Below are 15,830 nucleotides of genomic sequence, written 5' to 3'. Positions count from 1 at the left end.
TATCTGTGGAAGGAGATACGATATGAAAAAGGCCGGAATACGAATAGGGCGCAAAACACTGGCGGCGCTGCTCTCCTGCGCAATGGTGTTCGCCACCGTTCCGCTGACAGCTGTTTCTGTTATGGCAGATGACAGCACCGTCACCATCTATCACACCAATGACATCCACGGCAAGCTGAACAGCACCTATGCAAAGGACGGCACACTCAGCCAGATTGGCATGGATGTACTGGCAACCGCAAAGAAAAACACGCCGAATTCCCTGCTGGTTGACTCCGGCGATGTCAGCCAGGGTCAGCTCATCACCGCACAGTCCAAAGGCAGCTTTGCCTTTACCCTGATGAATGCTGCGGGCTACGACCTGATGTGCCTGGGCAACCATGAATTTGATTATGGATTGGACACGCTGCTTTCCAATGTAAAGTCCGCAAAATTCCCGATGCTTGCCGCAAATGCTGACAGAAACGGTTCCCCGCTGCTGAAAAATGTGCAGTCCGGCATCGGCAGCTATGACAACAACGGTGCTTCCATTATCAAAACTGTTGCAGGCAAAAGAATTGGTTTCTTCGGTATTACCACCGCAGAAACCGCCTTTAAAACCAATCCGAACAATCTGGGTGGCGTAACTTTTGAAAATGAAGTAAAAGCTTCTCAAAAGCAGGCTGATGCACTGAAAGCCAGCGGTGCCGATTTGGTAGTCGGCATCATGCATGTCGGCATTGACGCTTCCTCAAACCCAACCAGCACACAAATTGCGAAAGACACCACCGGCATCGACATAATTTTGGACGGCCACAGCCACAGCGTAGACAACGAGCAAGTCAAAAACAAAGACGGCAGTAAAACTGTTTATATTGACCAGACCGGTACTGCCGCCGCGAAGGTTGGTGTATTGAAGGTAAGCTTTAGCTCCGGCGTTCCGGCCATCACTTCCGAAAATGTAGCGCCTGCCGATTTCGGCAAGCAGTTCCCTGCGGATACTTCTGTAACCGCTGTTTACGATGCACAGGATCAAACACTGGACACCCTGCGCAAAACGGTTGTAGGCAAAAGTGAAAACGCGCTGTACGGCGGCACATACGAAGGCAAAAGCGTCTGCCGCGCAGACAAAACCAACCTTGGCAGCTTGATTGCCGATGCAATGGTCGAAAAATCCGCTTCTCTGGTAAAGGGCCGCAGTGAATACGCTTCCCTGCCGATTGTTTCCCTTGAAAATGGCGGCGGCGTGCGCACCACGCTGCCTGCTGGCAACATCACAGTTGCAGACGTAAATACTGTTCTGCCGTTTGGCAACACCCTTTCCGTTAAGGAAGTGACACCTGCCGTACTGTACAAGGCACTGGAGGTTGGCGTAAGCGGCGTTTATAAAGATGGACAGCTTTCTGCGGTCGGCGGGTTCCCACAGGTCGGCGGCATGCGCTTTGAATTTGACGTTTTCAAGCCCGCCTTTGACGCAAAAGCTAAAACAGAGGGCAGCCGTGTTACAAAAATCGTACTGCTCAACAAAGACGGTACAGACGACAAGGTTTTGAACCGCACAGATAACACAACCAAGCTGTTGTTTGCTTCCAACGACTATCTGATTGCAGGCGGCGACAACTTTACAATGCTCAGTGGTTTAAAGGCTGTTGCCGAAAGCGACGGTCTGGACACCATTGTTCAGAATTACATCACCGAGCAGACCGCCAACGGCAAGGGCAGCTTCCGCTATGACAGCAAGGACCGCTGCCAGATTCTATACAGCGGCATGCCGGCATCTGCCTACACCGGTAGCTTCACGGTAAAACAGAATGACAAAGCAAAGGCGTCTGCAAAGGTGCTTGTTTCCGTGGACGGCGGCAAGAAAACCATGCTGAAAACCACTGCAGACGGCGTACTGACGATTGAAAAACTGAAAGCCGGCGGTCACGCAGTTGAAGTCTTTGATGAAAAGGGCACCAAAATCATGGACGAGTTCACCAACAATCTGCTTGGTCTGAACGCGGCTGCAAATGATAAGCCGTTCGTCTGCGACACCACTTCCGGTGTCAGCACCAAAGTTGGCAAAACCTACTTTGCACTGGTCACCATACAGAAAGGCGCAAAGGTCAGCTACACCAGCGGCAGCGGTTCTGTTCTTGCCACACTGGCCAAAGCACCGCAAACCAACTCCAACGGTACTGTCAGCTACCTGTTTGGCTACAAAGCTCTGAAAAAGGGCGAAGCCGGTCTGTATGTAACGGTAAACGGCACAGCTTATAAGATGTACCGCAGCGTTGCGGCATAAAAGAAAAATACCAAACTAAAAAATTCCGCTTGCCAAAAGGCAAACGGAACTTTTTTACGTTCTGTGGGTTACTTTCCGTCGCTTTTTAGAAAGCGACAAGGAGTGCGGGGGCGAAGCCCGCCGCGACCTTATCTCTTGACTGCAATATTCTAAGGCAACACCGCACAAAGTAGAACGACTCAAGAAGTGGTAAAATAGAGATATGAACAAACAAATCAGCTTGTCAGCTCTAAGCGATGAACTGGCACGGGTAAAAACACATAAAAAAGAATTTCTGAGTCAAATTGATCACATCGTGCCATGGGACGAATGGGCAGCCATCATAAAGCCGCGCTACTATAAGGGAGAACGCGGGAATAAACCATACGACCTGGAACTGATGCTTCGAATCCATATTTTGCAGAATCTGTACAATTTGGCTGACGAGGCAACAGCCTGTGAGATAATAGATAGCCGTGCCTTTTCGGAGTTTTGTGGAGTAGAATCCAGCAATCAGGTTCCGGATGGAGATACCATCGGCAGATTTCGGAATATTTTAGTGCGCAATGGCCTGGAGCAGGAGATTTTCGCACAGGTTGTGATATCGCTGCAGAAAAAAGGTCTGTTACTGAAAAAGGGAACCATAGTGGACTCCACTTTCATAGAAGCGCCTTCCTCGACCAAGAACAAAGAGAGGCAACGGGACCCGGATGCGCATCAGGCAAAGAAAGGCAACACATGGCATTTCGGATATAAGGCACACATTGGGGTGGACAAAGACAGTGGAATCGTCCATACGGTAGATGTAACAGCAGCAAATGTCAGTGATGTAAGTGAAACAGCAAAATTGCTTACAGGAGAAGAAGAAACCGTAAACGGGGACAGTGGTTATCTTGGAGCGACAAAGCGTCCGGATGCCGTTGTGCGCAACAAGAAAGGCAAGAAAATCAAATACAAAATCAATCGGCGCCCCTCTCAGGTAAAGAAACTCAGCACAAGCGGACAATATTACGCCAAAAAAGTCGAGCATTCAAAATCATCGGTGCGTTCAAAAGTTGAACATGTTTTTGCCATCGTAAAAAGTCAACTGCGGTATCGAAAAACACGATACCGAGGTTTGCAAAAGCAAATTCAAAAATTGAATATGATGTTTGCGCTGGCAAACCTGATTCTGGCTGACAGAAATTCTCTGGCAGTCTGATTCGGGTTACCCTGCAGACCAAATCAAGGAGAAAGCAACGGACTATTTCATATCAACACAGAATTGAACCGGCATCTTCGCTGTTATGCGGCGTTGCCCTAAGAAGCGTTCGCGGGTTTGGGAGTCTGCAAGGGAGGCTCCCAAGGTCTTGTTCTCGCCCCGTGTGATAACGCTGTTTCCCTGCGGCGTGGCTTCGCCGCCGCAGGGAACGCTGCTGTATACTTGTTTTCCGTACCAAGGGCTTTACGGACAAGGGCAGGGTCATGGGGCTTCGCGCCCCACACGGGCGGTCGCTTTCTAAGGAAGCGACAGAAAGTAACTGCAGGCAAAACTTTTTATTGCTGTTTCACGCAGATTTGATACTGCTCCTCCAGCCACGCAAGTGCTTTGCCGCAGCCCTCGGTGTCTTTGGAAAATTCCCGCTGCGCCGAAGGCTTACTTTTGGCAAGGCACATTTTTCCGTACCAAACTATCACCTGAATGGTATCGCCACCTGCATCAATGCGGTAATTAAATGGCAGCAGGCTGCCGGTATAAAAATTGCTGTTCTCTGTAAAATAATCTGCTTTGGGAATACCAAACCGATTTTCCATCTGTCTAACACATCCTTAAAAATACTCTACATACAGCAATTTAACACTTTCACGCGGGGGCGTCAACCTTTCTCTGTTCCGCTGCCGCATTTTATGGTATAGTAAAGGCAGCCTCAAAAACAAGGAGAATGGAACATGCTTCGTTTTGAATGTGATTACGGTGAGGGTGCACATCCGCGCATCCTGCAAAAATTGGTAGAAACCAACCTGGAACAAACCCCCGGCTACGGTCTGGACCCTTACTGCGAAAGCGCGGCGGCACGCATTCGCAGCCTTTGCGGTACACCGGATGCGGATGTCCACTTTCTGGTTGGCGGCACCCAGACCAACACAACGGTAATTGCGGCTATACTGCGCCCGTGGCAGGGCGCGATTGCCACCAGTGAAGGGCACATTGCTGTACATGAAACCGGCGCAATTGAAGCCAGTGGACACAAGGTACTGACCCTACCCTCACATGATGCAAAAATGGATGCAGCGGAACTTCGCGCACACTGCACTGCGCATTTTGCGGACGATTCCAGCGAACACACCGTACAGCCCGGGCTGATTTACATTTCTCACCCAACAGAAAGCGGCACACTTTACAGCCTTGCAGAACTAAAAGCAATCCGCGCGGTATGCAGTGAATTTCACCTGCCTCTGTTTATCGACGGCGCCCGCCTTGCTTACGGTCTGGCCGCCGAGGGAACTGATGTTACCCTTACCGATATTGCACATCTGAGTGACGTCTTCTACATTGGCGGCACAAAAGTCGGCGCACTTTTCGGTGAAGCCGTTGTGATTACAAATGACGCATTAAAAAAGGATTTTCGCTATATGATCAAGCAGCGAGGCGGTATGCTTGCCAAAGGGCGCCTTCTTGGCATTCAGTTCGACACCCTGCTGAAGGACAATCTATATTTTCAGCTGGGCGAACATGCTGACCAGCTTGCCATGAAAATCCGCGGCTCCTGCTTGGGAAAAGGTCTTTCTCTGTACGTTGACTCCCCTACAAACCAGCAATTTGTTGTTTTTCCGGACAAGCTGCTGGAAAAGTTAGAGAAAGATTTTTCTTTCTCCTTTATCGCCAAGCCCGATTCCACACATACAGTTGTGCGCATCTGCACCAGCTGGGCAACCACAGAAAGCTCTGTACAAACGCTCTGCAGCGCAATTTCCAATCTGTAATTTCTGCAAACATTTTACCGCGTTCGCATACAATGAGACGGAGGTGTTTACGATGGAAACCAAAGTGTACAACTGCAAAAATCCTACGGAGAATCCCCTGCCCGCCTGGATGCGCAGAATGCCCGCAGGAAGTACCAATGCTTCCGGTGCGGAGCCGCAGGATCCAGTGACCGAATTCAAGAAGAATCCGGATGCTTTTTTCCCGGATTTCGTCAGCAAAAATTAATAATAGGCGACAAAAAGGGCTGCTGTAATCTCTACAGCAGCCCTTTATTTATTCACTTGCAATTACTTGCTTTCAGCGGGTGCTTCTGCAGCAGCGGGAGCTGCTGTTTCAACCGGCATCAGTTCAATAATCGCCATCTCTGCAGCATCGCCGCGGCGGGGCCCGATCTTTGTGATGCGGGTGTAGCCGCCATTGCGCTCTTTGTACTGCGGAGCAGTTTCTGTAAACAGTTTATTTGTAACAGCTTCTTTTGTAACGAAGCCCATTACAAGGCGTCTGTTGTGCAGCGTGTCCTCTTTGGCGATCGTGATCATCTTCTCGGCCATGGAGCGAACCTCCTTGGCACGGGTGACGGTCGTTTCGATCTTACCGTTCTCTAAGAGAAAGGTTACCATTGCACGCAGCATAGCGGTACGGCTGTCGGTCGCTCTGCCGAGCTTTCTGGTTCCTGGCATCGAATGTCACTCCTTTAACCTATGGGATAGGGAATTATTCATCTTCCTTGCGCAGATTATATCCAAGTGAAGCCATCTTCCAGATGACCTCCTCCAGCGATTTACGTCCAAGGTTGCGTACCTTCATCATGTCTTCTTCAGACTTGTTGACAAGGTCACCCACCGTGTTAATACCAGCGCGCTTCAGGCAGTTAAAGGAACGAACAGACAAGTCAAGCTCTTCAATGGTCATTTCGAGTACTTTTTCTTTGTCCTGATCGTCCTTCTCCACCATGATCTCTGCGTTGCTGCCTTTATCAGACAGATTCACAAAGAGGTTGAGATGCTCGGTGAGGAATTTTGCCGCAAGGGAAACAGCTTCCTGTGCGGTAATGACGCCGTTGGTCCAAACCTCAAGGGTCAGCTTGTCGTAATCGATGCGCTGCCCAACACGGGCGTTCTCCACGTTGAAGTTAACCCGGTACACCGGGGTGTAGATAGAATCTACGGGAATATCGCCAATGACATTGGCGGTCATGTTCTGCTTGTTGCGGTCGGAGGGGACGTATCCGCGTCCTTTATCCAGTGTGATTTCCATATACAGCTTTGCGCCTTCGCCCAAAGTCGCAATGTGCAGGTCAGGATTTAAAATCTCGACCTCACTGTCACACTTGATAGAATCCGCCGTGACCTCACAGGGACCCTCTGCACAGATTTCAACGGTTTTAGGGCCGTCGCAGTGCAGCTTTGCCGTAAGGTTCTTGATGTTCAGAACGATCTCGGTAACGTCCTCTTTCACACCCGGAACAGTGGAAAACTCGTGCACCACACCATCAATCTTGATGGAAGTCGGCGCAACGCCCGGCAGGGAGGAAAGCAGCACACGCCGCAGGCTGTTGCCCAGGGTTGTGCCAAAGCCGCGTTCCAGCGGAGCCACAACAAACTTGCCGTAGTTGCCGTCATCAGATACGTCTGCAGTTTCAATTTTGGGCTTTTCTATCTCGATCATTAAGCAACCTCCTTAGACATATAGCGGAAAGAAACTCTGCCATGATGTGTCATGTGCCTGTAGGGCATTACTTGGAGTACAACTCAACGATAAGCGTTTCGTTGATATCAAAATCAATATCGCTTCTTTCGGGCATAGCAACAACTTTGCCCGCAACTGCATCGTGGTTGATTTCCAGCCACTTGGGCACAACAGTTGCTGCGTTCTTTTCCAGAATGTCTTTGACATGCTGGGAAGAACGGCTCTTTTCAGCGATGGAAATTACATCGCCCTCACTAATCAGGTAAGAGCAGATATCCACCTTTTTGCCGTTTACAGTGATGTGACCGTGAGTAACCATCTGGCGTGCTTCACGGCGTGTGTTTGCAAAACCGAGGCGGTAAACGCAGTTGTCCAAACGGCGCTCCAGCAGACGCAGCAGGTTTTCACCGGTCACGCCGACTGTTTTAGTAGCCATCTGATAGTAATGACGGAACTGCTTCTCCTGCACACCGTAAATGAATTTTGCCTTCTGCTTCTCATTGAGCTGCATGGCATATTCACTCTGTTTGCGGCGGCCCTGCTTCGGGTTGCGGATTGAATTTTTATTAACGCCCATCGCAGCGGGGCTGATGCCCAGGGTTTTGCACCGCTTCAGGATAGGCTGCATATTTCTTGCCATTCGTCGTATTCCTCCTTTTCGAATTCCTGTCTGCTATACACGTCTTCTTTTGGGAGGACGGCATCCATTGTGGGGAACCGGGGTCACGTCTTTAATCATGGTGACCTCCAGGCCGGCGTTCTGCAGTGCGCGGATGGCAGCTTCACGGCCTGCACCCGGACCCTTAACAAAAACGTCAACCGTCTTCATGCCGTGCTCGATGGCCACTTTTGCAGCGGTCTCAGCAGCGGTCTGTGCGGCAAAGGGGGTGGACTTTCTGCTGCCGCGGAAACCGAGTTCACCGGAGCTTGCCCAGGAAACGGCATTGCCCTGCACATCGGTAATCGTTACGATTGTATTGTTGAAAGTAGACTGGATATGCGCTGCGCCGCGGTCAATGTTTTTGCGCTCACGGCGGCGGCGGGTTGCAACAGCCTTTTTGGCTGTGCCTTTAGTTGCTGGCATGTGTTAGACCCTCCTTTACTTCTTCTTGTTGGCCATGGTCTTACGGGGGCCTTTACGAGTCCTCGCGTTAGTCTTGGAACGCTGGCCGCGTACCGGCAGACCTTTGCGGTGGCGAATGCCACGGTAGCAGCCGATTTCGGTGAGTCGTTTGATGTCAAATGCCACATCGCGGCGAAGGTCGCCTTCCACGCGGCAGTTGTGTTCAATATATTCTCTGAGCTTTGCGGCGTCGTCCTCGGTAAGGTCGCGCACGCGCAAGTCAGGGTTTACGCCGGTTGCGGAGCAAATATCGGTAGCGGTTTTGCGGCCGATACCAAAGATATAAGTCAAGGCGATCTCGACGCGTTTGTCTCTTGGCAAGTCAATACCTGCTATACGAGCCATACTGGTTGCACCTCCAAAATGATAATCGCGTCACTTAGCCCTGACGCTGTTTGTGCTTCGGGTTTTCGCAAATCACCATGACTTTGCCCTTGCGTTTGATGATTTTGCACTTCTCGCACATTTTTTTAACAGAAGGTCTTACTTTCATTGGTGTACCCTCCTTGTAGGAATGTTCACGTTTTACTTACTTGGTACGCCACGTGATGCGGCCCTGAGTCAGGTCGTAGGGAGACATCTCTACGGTCACCTTGTCTCCGGGCAGGATGCGGATGAAATTCATACGCAGTTTGCCGGAGATATGGGCCATAATCGTGTGGTGATTCTGCAGCTCCACCTTAAACATTGCGTTTGGCAGAGCTTCAACTACGGTACCTTCGGTTTCAATTACGTCCTGCTTTGACATTACAAATCAGCCTCCTCTGGCGTGGAACTGCCCTTGCCGCAAAACGGCCGAAGAGCCGCCCGAAGCGTTCGGTTGCTGTGCAGGGCTTCCTCCGGTAGAATCGTGCGGGTAGGAAAAAGGTGGATAAGCTTTTTCTTCTTTGGCTTTTCCAGTGTGCGGCGTTTGCCGTCACACACCAGAGCGTACTGCCCCAAAAGGGAAAGCACTGTGCAAAAGCTGCCTTTATCGTGGCCGGCTGCACTGCAGGCCACCGTGCCGCGCTTTATCTCCATGCGGCGGCCTCCTCAGTCGCCCTCTGTCAGGATGACCGGGCCTGCTTCTGTAATAGCAACCGTATGCTCATAATGAGCAGCCAGCTTGCCATCCTTTGTCAAAGTCGTCCAGCCATCAGACAGAGTTTTTACCTCGTAGGTGCCCTGGCAGATCATTGGCTCAATCGCAATGACCATGCCGGGCAACAGGCGCACGCCGCGACCGGGCGTGCCGTAATTTGGAACACTGGGGTCTTCGTGCATATTCGCGCCTACTCCGTGGCCGGTGTAATTCCGTACCACCGAGTAACCGCGAGCTTCAGCATACCGCTGAACCGCGCTGCCAACGTCACCAATGCGGTTGCCGGGCTTTGCGGCTTCTATGCCTTTAAACAGGCTCTCGCGGGTTGTATCCATAAGACGCTGGGCTTCATCGCTGACTTTGCCTACGGCATAAGTCCAGGTGTTGTCACCAACAAAGCCTTCATAAGTGGCGCACAAGTCAATACTGACAATGTCGCCCTCTTTAAGAATTTTCGTCTTACTCGGTATGCCATGGACGACCACATCGTTGACAGAAATACAGCAGGTCGCCGGAAAACCGCCGTAGCCAAGGCAGGAGGGAACAGCGCCCTCTCCCACTATATAGTCATGGGCTGCCTTATCAAGTTCCCATGTGGAAACTCCCGGCTTGACCAAAGAACCTGCCAGCTTCAGTGCATTTTGTGCAATCCGGCCGGCATGCTTCATACAGGTCAGCTCACGGCTGGTTTTTAAAATGATCATGAATTTACGCCTCGATTGCTGCAAGAGTCAGGCGGGAAGTATCTGCTACCTCTTCCTGACCCTCCACGACGACCAGCTTGCCCTGCTTCTCATAGTAAGCCTTGAGCGGTTCGGTCTTCGTGTGATATTCCTTCAAACGTGCATTGACCGTATCCGGGTGGTCATCCGTACGCTGAACCAGGGTGCCGCCGCAGACGCTGCACTTGCCCTCCACCTTCGGCTTCTTATACAGAAGGTGATAGCTTGCGCCGCAGTCTTCGCAGACACGGCGTCCGGACATGCGGGCTACGATTTTCTCATCGGGAACATGAATCTCGATGACTTTATCGATTTTAACGCCCATCTTATCCAGAGCCTCGGCCTGAGGGATGGTTCTCGGAAAGCCATCCAGCACAAAACCGTTCTTGCAGTCATCCTGCTGTAAACGGTCTTTTACAATGCCGATAACGACTTCATCCGGGACCAAATCGCCGCTTTCCATGTAGGATTTTGCTTTAAGGCCCATCTCTGTACCGCTTTTCAGCGCTTCTCGAATCATGTTGCCGGTCGAAATAGCAGGGATCTTGAGTTTTGCGCAGATTGTCTCTGCCTGTGTGCCTTTTCCGGCACCGGGTGCGCCCAACAGAATCAGGTTCATATTAAAACTCCTTCTTAATCGAGGAAGCCTTTATAATGACGCATCATCATTTGGCTTTCCAACTGTTTCACTGTTTCCAAAGCAACACCCACAAGGATGATGATGGAAGTACCGCCCATGGAAAGGTTGCTCATGCCGGTCGCGTTTGCAAACACAATTGGAAGCAAAGCAATAACAGCAAGGAACACCGCACCAATCAGCGTGATCTTTGAAAGAACTTTTCCAATGAAATCAGAGGTTGGCTTGCCGGGACGGATACCCGGAATTGTGCCGTTGCTCTGACGCAGGTTGTTTGCCATCTCTACCGGATTATACTGAATCGCAGTGTAGAAATATGCAAAAGCCAGAATCAGAATGACATACAGTACACAGTAAACCCAGCCGGTATTGGAGAATGCGGTGAAAAATGCATTCCAAAAGCTGCCCATATCCTTGTTGCCAATGAAGAACCGAATGGTAGTCGGAATAGACAGGATAGAGCTGGCAAAGATGATCGGCATAACGCCGCCAATGCCAACCTTAATCGGGATATGGCTGGACTGACCGCCGTACTGCTTGCGGCCAACAACACGTTTTGCGTACTGCACCGGAATCCGGCGCTCCGCATCGTTCATAAATACAATGACCCAGATCAGGGCCAGGAAAACAATGACCCACAGAGGGACAAGGAAGAAATACTGACCGTTTGCCGAGCCGTCTTTCCATGCCATCTGAATGTAATTGGCCAGATGACCGATGATACTCGGTATACGGGATACGATACCGGCAAACAGCAGAATTGAAATACCATTGCCAACACCATTCTGGTTGATCTGCTCGCCCATCCACATCATCAGAGCCGTACCGGCTGTAAAGACAAGGACGATAACGAAAGCAGTAAAGATGCCCGCACCACCCTGTGTGTACTTCACAATCGGGGTGCTGCCATAACTGCTGTTACGCAGGTAGAAGTAGTACGCCAAGCCCTGAATCAGGCCAAGGATGACTGCAACATAACGGGTAATTGCACTCATCTTTTTGCGACCCTCTTCACCGCCATCCTTCACCATGCGCTCCAGTGGCGGAATTGCCACTGCAAGCAGCTGCATGATGATGGAACTGTTGATGTAAGGCGTAACACTCATTGCGAAAAGCGTTGCATTTGAAAATGCGCCGCCGGAAAGCATATCCAGGTAGCCAAGGGCAGTGCCGCTGACGGCGCTGCTGTCCATAATACCTTTCAGTGCAGTAGAATCCAGAAATGGCACCGGAATAACGGCACCAAAACGGAAAACAACAATGATAATCAGTGTAAAAATGATTTTCTTGCGCAGTTCGGGGATTCCCCAGGCATTCTTTATTGTTTTAAACAACTCAGATCACCTCTGCCTTCCCACCTGCAGATTCAATTTTTTCTTTTGCAGCGGCGGAAAAAGCAGCGGCCTTCACAGTGAATTTCTTTGTGACATTGCCATTGCTGAGGATTTTCACACCATCCAGAGCGGACTTAATGACACCTGCATCCAGCAGAGCCTGTGTGTCCACGGTGGCACCGTCTTCGAACTTCTTATCCAGCGTACCGACATTGACCGTAGCGATGGACTTCGCAAAAATATTGTTGAAGCCACGCTTCGGTATACGGCGCTGCAGAGGCATCTGGCCGCCCTCAAATCCGGGGCGCATGCCGTGGCCTGCACGAGCCTTCTGGCCCTTATGGCCCTTGCCGGCGGTTTTACCCTGACCGGAACCATGGCCGCGGCCAATGCGCTTTGTGTCCTGTGTGGAACCTGGGACTGCAGTTAAGTCGTTCAGTTTCATTACTCGCACCTCCTTGCTGTTTTAAGCGTTTGTTACCTCGATGAGGTGGGTGATTTTATGCACCTTGCCTTTAGTCTGCTCATTGTCGGGCTGCACGGTGGAATCACCGATTTTGCGAAGACCCAAAGACTGAGCAGTAGCAATCTGGTCTTTCTGTGCGCCAATCAGGCTTTTGACCAGCTTAATGTTTACCTGTGCCATAGTTTGCGCCCTCCTTACAGAATTTCACTCACAGAGCGGCCGCGCAGTGCAGCAACCTGTTCGGCTGTGCGCAGCTTGGAAAGGCCGTCGATGGTGGCGCGCACAACGTTGCAAGGATTGTTGGAGCGCAGCGCCTTTGTACGAATGTCATGAATGCCTGCAGCTTCGATGACCGCACGCACCGGGCCGCCGGCAATAACGCCGGTACCGGGGGCAGCGGGCTTCATCAGAACGCGGCCTGCACCGAAAGCACCGATAATCTCATGAGGGATGGTGGATCCGCGGGTGGAAACCTTAATCAGGTTCTTCTTCGCGTCTTCGATGCCTTTGCGGATAGCGTCCGGAACTTCACCGGATTTGCCGATACCAAAGCCTACTGTACCCTTGCCGTCACCGACAACTACCAGCGCAGCGAACTTAAAAATACGGCCGCCTTTAACAGTCTTGGAAACACGGTTGATAGTAACTACGTGTTCCTTGAACTCGTCGTCTTCTTTACGTCTTGCGTCGAATCTAGCCAATCGTTTCTCCTCCTTTATCAGAACTTGAGGCCGCCCTCACGGGCGCCGTCGGCCAGTTCCTTGACACGTCCGTGGAATAAATAACCACCGCGGTCAAACTTGACCTCTTTGATGCCTTTATCCGCGGCACGTTTTGCGATCAGCTCGCCAACCTTACGTGCAGCGTCTTTGTTGCCGCCGTTACCGTCGAACTCTTTGTCCAGAGTGGAAGCCGCGCACAGCGTGACCCCATTGATATCGTCAATGACCTGGGCGTAGACGTTCTTGGTAGAGCGAAACACATTCAGGCGGGGGCACACCGGTGTGCCGGAAATCTTGCCGCGCACACGACGGTGGCGGCGCAGTCTGGCAGCGTTTTTGTCAGCCTTGTTCACCATTTGTATTTTTCACTCCTTCAGTTACTTCTTAGCGCCCTTGCCGGCTTTGCCTTCCTTATGGCGGACAAATTCGCCGACATAGCGGATACCCTTGCCCTTGTACGGCTCAGGCAGACGTTTTTCGCGGACTTCCGCGGCAAACTGACCTACCTGCTGTTTGTCGGGACCAAGGATCGTGATCAGGTTTGCGGACGGGCACTCGATGGTGATGCCATCGATTTCCGGCACAATGACCTGATGGGAATAACCCAGGTTCATCACCAGTTCCTTACCCTTTTTCTGTACACGGTAGCCAACGCCGCGAACCTCCAGCTCCTTTTTAAAGCCTTCGGTCACGCCCAGCACCATGTTGTGAATCAGTGTACGGGTAAGTCCGTGCAGGGACTTGTTCTCTTTTGTATCGTTCGGACGGGTTACGAGGATCTCGTTGCCCTCCACCGCGATTGTCATGTTCCGGTGGAATTCTTTAGTCAGGGTACCCTTTGGACCCTTAACGGTCACAACGCTGCCATTGACTTTTACATCAACGCCCGCGGGAATATTTATGGGTTTTCTTCCAATTCGAGACATTACTGCACCCCCTTATTACCAAATAAATGCGAGGACTTCGCCGCCGATGTTAGCCTTGCGGGCTACACGGTCGGTCATAACGCCATGGCTTGTGCTGATAATAGCCACACCCAGGCCCTTCATTACGCGGGGCAGCTCTTCTGCGCTGGAATAAATGCGCAGGCCGGGCTTGCTGACGCGCTTCAGACCAGTAATAACTGAGCTGTGGTCCTCTGTATACTTCAGTTCTACCTTAATGACACCCTGTTTGCCGTCGTTCGCAACAGTAAAGTTCTTAACATAGCCTTCATCCTTCAGGATCTGGCAGATCGCCTTCTTCATGTTAGAAGCGGGAATCTCCACAGTAGCATGTTTTGCGGAACTCGCGTTGCGGATGCGGGTAAGCAGGTCTGCAATTGTATCTGTAATCTGCATTCCGTTTCCTCCTTAGCCGTTTACCAGCTTGCCTTTCTTACGCCCGGGATTTCGCCTTTGTAGGCGAGCTCACGGAAGCAAATGCGGCAAATGCCGAACTTACGAAGGTAGCCATGCGGCCGGCCGCAGATCTTGCAGCGGTTGTACTCACGGGAAGAGTACTTCGCAGGGCGGCGCTGCTTAACTTTCATAGATGTTTTTGCCACAGGAAACCCTCCTTATTTCTCAAACGGGGCGCCCATGAGCGTTAGCAGCTCGCGGGCTTCCTCGTCGTTCTGCGCGGTTGTAACGAAGCAGATGTCCATGCCGCGTACTTTGTCAATTTTATCGAACTCGATTTCCGGGAAAATCAGCTGCTCTTTGATGCCGAGGTTATAATTACCGCGGCCGTCAAAAGAGTTGGGGTTGATTCCGCGGAAGTCGCGCACGCGGGGCAGTGCTACGTTGAAGAAGCGATCCAGAAACTCGTACATGTGGCTGCCGCGCAGGGTAACCTTCACGCCGATGTTCATGCCTTCGCGCAGCTTAAAGTTTGCAACGCTCTTCTTTGCTTTGCAGACTGCCGGCTTCTGGCCGGTAATTGCCATCAGATCAGTGGTAATGGAATCAATGATCTTGGCATTTTCCTTTGCTTCGCCAGCGCCAACATTAATGACAATCTTGTCGAGCTTCGGAATCTGCATTACGCTCTTGTAAGAGAATTTCTTCATGAGGGCGGGCGCGACCTCGCTCTTGTAGTAATCTTTCAGTCTAGCCATGTGTCGTCCTCCTCCCTTACAGCGCTTTGCCGCATTTTTTGCAGATGCGGGTCTTTGTGCCGTCTTCAGCTACCTGATGACCAACACGAGTGGGTTGCTTGCAGTTGGGGCAGACCAGCTGGACTTTAGAAGCATAAACTGCGCTTTCGCCCTTTACAATGCCGCCCTCTTCGCCCATTTTGCGGGGCTTTACGTGCTTAGTGACCATGTTGAGTTTCTCAACAATGACCTTGCCCTCTTTGGGGCTTACAGCCAGGACCTTGCCCTGCTTGCCGGCATCGCGGCCGGAAAGCATGACAACAGTGTCACCGGTTTTTACATGAACTTTGTTGTAAGCTTTGTTTGTCATAACCTGTGACACCTCCTTACAGTACTTCCGGGGCAAGACTCAGAATCTTCATATAGTCGTGGTCACGCAGTTCACGTGCCACCGGCCCGAAGATACGAGTTCCCCTGGGGTTTTTGTCGTCTTTAATCAGGACGGCCGCATTCTCGTCAAAACGGATGTAGCTGCCGTCTTCACGGCGGACGCCGGAAGCTGTGCGGACGATAACCGCCTTCACAACGTCACCCTTTTTAACAGTGCCGCCCGGGGCTGCTTTCTTAACAGAAGCGACCACGACGTCACCGATATTCGCATACCTTCTGCCGGTACCGCCGAGCACGCGGATGCACATAAGCTGCTTCGCGCCGGTGTTATCGGCAACATTGAGGTAAGTCTGCTGTTGAATCACAGTGCGTTCCTCCT

The 15,830-nt window shown here is 51.4% G+C and carries 26 protein-coding genes; 4 read left to right on the top strand and 22 right to left on the bottom strand.

From position 1 onward, the window contains the following. Positions 1 to 22 precede the first annotated feature (22 nt). Both H6X83_RS01400 and H6X83_RS01395 read left to right on the top strand, forming a co-directional pair. Complete coding sequence (locus H6X83_RS01400) at positions 23 to 2,266, top strand: bifunctional metallophosphatase/5'-nucleotidase (protein WP_212507412.1); 2,244 nt, start codon at positions 23 to 25, stop codon at positions 2,264 to 2,266. Between the two features lie 214 nt (positions 2,267 to 2,480). Continuing rightward, complete coding sequence (locus tag H6X83_RS01395) at positions 2,481 to 3,446, top strand: IS5 family transposase (protein WP_212508453.1); 966 nt, start codon at positions 2,481 to 2,483, stop codon at positions 3,444 to 3,446. Positions 3,447 to 3,781: 335 nt separating this feature from the next. Here H6X83_RS01395 and H6X83_RS01390 read toward each other — a convergent pair whose 3' ends face one another. Continuing rightward, positions 3,782 to 4,039 carry a hypothetical protein gene (locus tag H6X83_RS01390; protein ID WP_212507411.1) on the bottom strand — a complete coding sequence of 86 codons (258 nt, stop codon included), beginning with the start codon at positions 4,037 to 4,039 and terminating at the stop codon, positions 3,782 to 3,784. Positions 4,040 to 4,174: 135 nt separating this feature from the next. Here H6X83_RS01390 and H6X83_RS01385 point away from each other — a divergent pair, with 135 nt between their 5' ends. Beyond that, positions 4,175 to 5,209 carry a threonine aldolase family protein gene (locus tag H6X83_RS01385; protein WP_212507410.1) on the top strand — a complete coding sequence of 345 codons (1,035 nt, stop codon included), beginning with the start codon at positions 4,175 to 4,177 and terminating at the stop codon, positions 5,207 to 5,209. Positions 5,210 to 5,261: 52 nt separating this feature from the next. Then, positions 5,262 to 5,435: a hypothetical protein gene (locus tag H6X83_RS01380; RefSeq protein WP_212507409.1), complete on the top strand. Its 174-nt coding sequence runs from the start codon at positions 5,262 to 5,264 to the stop codon at positions 5,433 to 5,435. Positions 5,436 to 5,497: 62 nt separating this feature from the next. Here H6X83_RS01380 and rplQ read toward each other — a convergent pair whose 3' ends face one another. From rplQ to rplN, 21 genes are all read right to left on the bottom strand, one after another. Continuing rightward, the gene (rplQ, locus tag H6X83_RS01375; RefSeq protein WP_212507408.1) at positions 5,498 to 5,890 is read right to left on the bottom strand and encodes a 50S ribosomal protein L17; all 393 of its coding nucleotides are present in this window, start codon (positions 5,888 to 5,890) and stop codon (positions 5,498 to 5,500) included. Between the two features lie 34 nt (positions 5,891 to 5,924). Next, positions 5,925 to 6,878 (bottom strand): DNA-directed RNA polymerase subunit alpha, encoded by a 954-nt coding sequence (locus H6X83_RS01370; RefSeq protein WP_212507407.1) that lies wholly within the window; start codon positions 6,876 to 6,878, stop codon positions 5,925 to 5,927. A 67-nt stretch (positions 6,879 to 6,945) separates the two neighbouring features. Beyond that, entirely contained in the window at positions 6,946 to 7,539 is a 594-nt protein-coding gene (gene rpsD, locus H6X83_RS01365; protein WP_212507406.1) for a 30S ribosomal protein S4, read from the bottom strand. 33 nt (positions 7,540 to 7,572) lie between these two features. After that, positions 7,573 to 7,983 (bottom strand): 30S ribosomal protein S11, encoded by a 411-nt coding sequence (gene rpsK, locus H6X83_RS01360; protein ID WP_212507405.1) that lies wholly within the window; start codon positions 7,981 to 7,983, stop codon positions 7,573 to 7,575. 15 nt (positions 7,984 to 7,998) lie between these two features. Next, positions 7,999 to 8,367, bottom strand: a complete 369-nt coding sequence (gene rpsM, locus H6X83_RS01355) for a 30S ribosomal protein S13 (RefSeq protein WP_212507404.1) — start codon at positions 8,365 to 8,367, stop codon at positions 7,999 to 8,001. Between the two features lie 34 nt (positions 8,368 to 8,401). Further along, positions 8,402 to 8,515 (bottom strand): 50S ribosomal protein L36, encoded by a 114-nt coding sequence (gene rpmJ, locus H6X83_RS01350; protein WP_004824776.1) that lies wholly within the window; start codon positions 8,513 to 8,515, stop codon positions 8,402 to 8,404. A 36-nt stretch (positions 8,516 to 8,551) separates the two neighbouring features. Further along, positions 8,552 to 8,770, bottom strand: a complete 219-nt coding sequence (gene infA / locus H6X83_RS01345; protein ID WP_212507403.1) for a translation initiation factor IF-1 — start codon at positions 8,768 to 8,770, stop codon at positions 8,552 to 8,554. Beyond that, positions 8,770 to 9,042: a KOW domain-containing RNA-binding protein gene (locus H6X83_RS01340; RefSeq protein ID WP_212507402.1), complete on the bottom strand. Its 273-nt coding sequence runs from the start codon at positions 9,040 to 9,042 to the stop codon at positions 8,770 to 8,772. Before H6X83_RS01340 ends, infA begins: the two co-directional genes overlap by 1 nt. A 12-nt stretch (positions 9,043 to 9,054) precedes the next feature. Continuing rightward, positions 9,055 to 9,807 carry a type I methionyl aminopeptidase gene (gene map, locus H6X83_RS01335; RefSeq protein WP_212507401.1) on the bottom strand — a complete coding sequence of 251 codons (753 nt, stop codon included), beginning with the start codon at positions 9,805 to 9,807 and terminating at the stop codon, positions 9,055 to 9,057. Positions 9,808 to 9,811: 4 nt separating this feature from the next. Next, positions 9,812 to 10,444 (bottom strand): adenylate kinase, encoded by a 633-nt coding sequence (locus H6X83_RS01330; RefSeq protein ID WP_212507400.1) that lies wholly within the window; start codon positions 10,442 to 10,444, stop codon positions 9,812 to 9,814. Between the two features lie 14 nt (positions 10,445 to 10,458). Continuing rightward, positions 10,459 to 11,796 (bottom strand): preprotein translocase subunit SecY, encoded by a 1,338-nt coding sequence (gene secY / locus H6X83_RS01325; RefSeq protein WP_212507399.1) that lies wholly within the window; start codon positions 11,794 to 11,796, stop codon positions 10,459 to 10,461. Position 11,797: 1 nt separating this feature from the next. Next, complete coding sequence (rplO, locus tag H6X83_RS01320) at positions 11,798 to 12,241, bottom strand: 50S ribosomal protein L15 (RefSeq protein WP_212507398.1); 444 nt, start codon at positions 12,239 to 12,241, stop codon at positions 11,798 to 11,800. 21 nt (positions 12,242 to 12,262) lie between these two features. Further along, positions 12,263 to 12,442: a 50S ribosomal protein L30 gene (gene rpmD / locus H6X83_RS01315; RefSeq protein WP_212507397.1), complete on the bottom strand. Its 180-nt coding sequence runs from the start codon at positions 12,440 to 12,442 to the stop codon at positions 12,263 to 12,265. A gap of 14 nt (positions 12,443 to 12,456) precedes the next feature. Continuing rightward, a complete protein-coding gene (rpsE, locus tag H6X83_RS01310) occupies positions 12,457 to 12,963 on the bottom strand; it encodes a 30S ribosomal protein S5 (protein ID WP_212507396.1) in 507 nt (168 codons plus the stop codon). Positions 12,964 to 12,980: 17 nt separating this feature from the next. After that, positions 12,981 to 13,340 carry a 50S ribosomal protein L18 gene (rplR, locus tag H6X83_RS01305; RefSeq protein WP_212507395.1) on the bottom strand — a complete coding sequence of 120 codons (360 nt, stop codon included), beginning with the start codon at positions 13,338 to 13,340 and terminating at the stop codon, positions 12,981 to 12,983. A 21-nt stretch (positions 13,341 to 13,361) separates the two neighbouring features. Further along, on the bottom strand, positions 13,362 to 13,910 hold the full coding sequence (rplF, locus tag H6X83_RS01300) for a 50S ribosomal protein L6 (protein WP_212507394.1): 549 nt from the start codon (positions 13,908 to 13,910) through the stop codon (positions 13,362 to 13,364). Positions 13,911 to 13,925: 15 nt separating this feature from the next. Then, entirely contained in the window at positions 13,926 to 14,324 is a 399-nt protein-coding gene (rpsH, locus tag H6X83_RS01295; protein WP_212507393.1) for a 30S ribosomal protein S8, read from the bottom strand. A gap of 20 nt (positions 14,325 to 14,344) precedes the next feature. Next, a complete protein-coding gene (locus H6X83_RS01290) occupies positions 14,345 to 14,530 on the bottom strand; it encodes a type Z 30S ribosomal protein S14 (RefSeq protein WP_212507392.1) in 186 nt (61 codons plus the stop codon). Positions 14,531 to 14,542: 12 nt separating this feature from the next. After that, positions 14,543 to 15,082 (bottom strand): 50S ribosomal protein L5, encoded by a 540-nt coding sequence (gene rplE, locus H6X83_RS01285; protein ID WP_212507391.1) that lies wholly within the window; start codon positions 15,080 to 15,082, stop codon positions 14,543 to 14,545. 16 nt (positions 15,083 to 15,098) lie between these two features. Then, entirely contained in the window at positions 15,099 to 15,431 is a 333-nt protein-coding gene (rplX, locus tag H6X83_RS01280) for a 50S ribosomal protein L24 (protein WP_212507390.1), read from the bottom strand. 16 nt (positions 15,432 to 15,447) lie between these two features. Beyond that, positions 15,448 to 15,816, bottom strand: a complete 369-nt coding sequence (gene rplN / locus H6X83_RS01275) for a 50S ribosomal protein L14 (protein ID WP_212507389.1) — start codon at positions 15,814 to 15,816, stop codon at positions 15,448 to 15,450. Positions 15,817 to 15,830 lie beyond the last annotated feature (14 nt).

Source organism: Caproicibacterium amylolyticum (assembly GCF_014467055.1).
In the GTDB taxonomy this organism is placed as follows: Bacteria; Bacillota; Clostridia; order Oscillospirales; family Acutalibacteraceae; genus Caproicibacterium; species Caproicibacterium amylolyticum.
The sequence above is the reverse complement of the archived record's forward strand: the minus strand, read 5'-3'. Positions and strand labels throughout refer to the sequence as shown.